Annotated in this window: 1 rRNA gene (running past one end of the window); it reads left to right on the forward strand. The window is 56.8% G+C overall.

The features are described 5' to 3' along the window. The first annotated feature begins 57 nt into the window (after positions 1-57). Positions 58-1,603, forward strand: a 23S ribosomal RNA gene (locus ACFYZL_RS39950) (it continues 1,598 nt past the right edge of the window).

The following is a 1,603-nucleotide window of genomic DNA, read 5'->3' on the forward strand; positions in this document are numbered from 1 at the left end:
AGGGTGATGGGTGGCTGGTCGTTGTTTGAGAACTACACAGTGGACGCGAGCATCTGTGGCCAAGTTTTTAAGGGCGCACGGTGGATGCCTTGGCACCAGGAACCGATGAAGGACGTGAGAGGCCGCGATAGGCCCCGGGGAGCTGCCAACTGAGCTTTGATCCGGGGGTGTCCGAATGGGGAAACCCGGCAGTCGTCATGGGCTGTCACCCATGCCTGAACACATAGGGCATGTGGAGGGAACGAGGGGAAGTGAAACATCTCAGTACCCTCAGGAAGAGAAAACAACCGTGATTCCGGGAGTAGTGGCGAGCGAAACCGGATGAGGCCAAACCGTATGCGTGTGATACCCGGCAGGGGTTGCGCATGCGGGGTTGTGGGAATGAGCTTTCACAGTCTGCCGGCTGTGAGGCGAGTCAGAAACCGTATGGATAGGCGAAGGACATGCGAAAGGTCCGGCGTAGAGGGTAAGACCCCCGTAGCTGAAATCTGTACGGCTTGCTTGCTCATCTCCCAAGTAGCACGGGGCCCGAGAAATCCCGTGTGAATCTGGCGGGACCACCCGCTAAGCCTAAATATTCCCTGGTGACCGATAGCGGATAGTACCGTGAGGGAATGGTGAAAAGTACCGCGGGAGCGGAGTGAAATAGTACCTGAAACCGTGTGCCTACAAGCCGTGGGAGCGTCGGATGCAGCTTGCTGTATCTCGTGACTGCGTGCCTTTTGAAGAATGAGCCTGCGAGTTAGCGGTGTGTAGCGAGGTTAACCCGTGTGGGGAAGCCGTAGCGAAAGCGAGTCCGAATAGGGCGATTGAGTTGCACGCTCTAGACCCGAAGCGGAGTGATCTAGCCATGGGCAGGTTGAAGCGGAGGTAAGACTTCGTGGAGGACCGAACCCACCAGGGTTGAAAACCTGGGGGATGACCTGTGGTTAGGGGTGAAAGGCCAATCAAACTCCGTGATAGCTGGTTCTCCCCGAAATGCATTTAGGTGCAGCGTCGTGTGTTTCTTGCCGGAGGTAGAGCACTGGATAGGCGATGGGCCCTACCGGGTTACTGACCTTAGCCAAACTCCGAATGCCGGTAAGTGAGAGCACGGCAGTGAGACTGTGGGGGATAAGCTCCATGGTCGAGAGGGAAACAGCCCAGAGCATCGACTAAGGCCCCTAAGCGTACGCTAAGTGGGAAAGGATGTGGAGTCGCAGAGACAACCAGGAGGTTGGCTTAGAAGCAGCCACCCTTGAAAGAGTGCGTAATAGCTCACTGGTCAAGTGATTCCGCGCCGACAATGTAGCGGGGCTCAAGCGTACCGCCGAAGTCGTGTCATTGCAGCAATAGGGCCAACGCCTGCTGTGATGGGTAGGGGAGCGTCGTGTGCCGGGTGAAGCAGCAGCGGAAGCTAGTTGTGGACGGTTCACGAGTGAGAATGCAGGCATGAGTAGCGATACACACGTGAGAAACGTGTGCGCCGATTGACTAAGGGTTCCTGGGTCAAGCTGATCTGCCCAGGGTAAGTCGGGACCTAAGGCGAGGCCGACAGGCGTAGTCGATGGACAACCGGTTGATATTCCGGTACCCGCTTTGAAACGCCCAATATCGAATCAGG

Source organism: Streptomyces sp. NPDC001717 (genome assembly GCF_042892775.1).
Classification (GTDB): Bacteria; Actinomycetota; Actinomycetes; order Streptomycetales; family Streptomycetaceae; genus Streptomyces.